The organism is Vibrio sp. 03_296 (genome assembly GCF_002265885.1).
Map to the genome: position 1 here is coordinate 1 of NZ_NPKW01000418.1, position 402 is coordinate 402.

The following is a 402-nucleotide window of genomic DNA, read 5'->3' on the forward strand; positions in this document are numbered from 1 at the left end:
CAATGCCTGTCACACCATTGAGAAGAATGTGAGGCAAACGTGCTGGCAGCATTTTTGGCTCTTTCATCGTGCCATCAAAGTTAGGCTGCCACTCGACCGTACCTTGACCAAGCTCTCCCAGAAGCACATCGGCAAACTTCGACAATTTGGCTTCGGTATAACGCATCGCGGCGAACGATTTCGGATCATCCGGTGCACCCCAGTTGCCTTGACCGTCCACCAACGGATAGCGGTATGAGAATGGCTGTGCCATCAGCACCATCGCTTCATAACATGCTGAGTCGCCGTGTGGATGGTACTTACCCAACACGTCACCCACGGTACGCGCTGATTTTTGTTATTTGCCGCCTGCCGAAAGCCCAAGCTCCGACATGGCGTAGATAATACGTCGTTGAACCGGTT

The 402-nt window shown here is 52.7% G+C and carries 1 pseudogene; it reads right to left on the minus strand.

The features are described from left to right. A pseudogene (locus CIK04_RS25085) lies at nucleotides 1–402 on the minus strand (DNA gyrase subunit A); the annotation flags it as partial.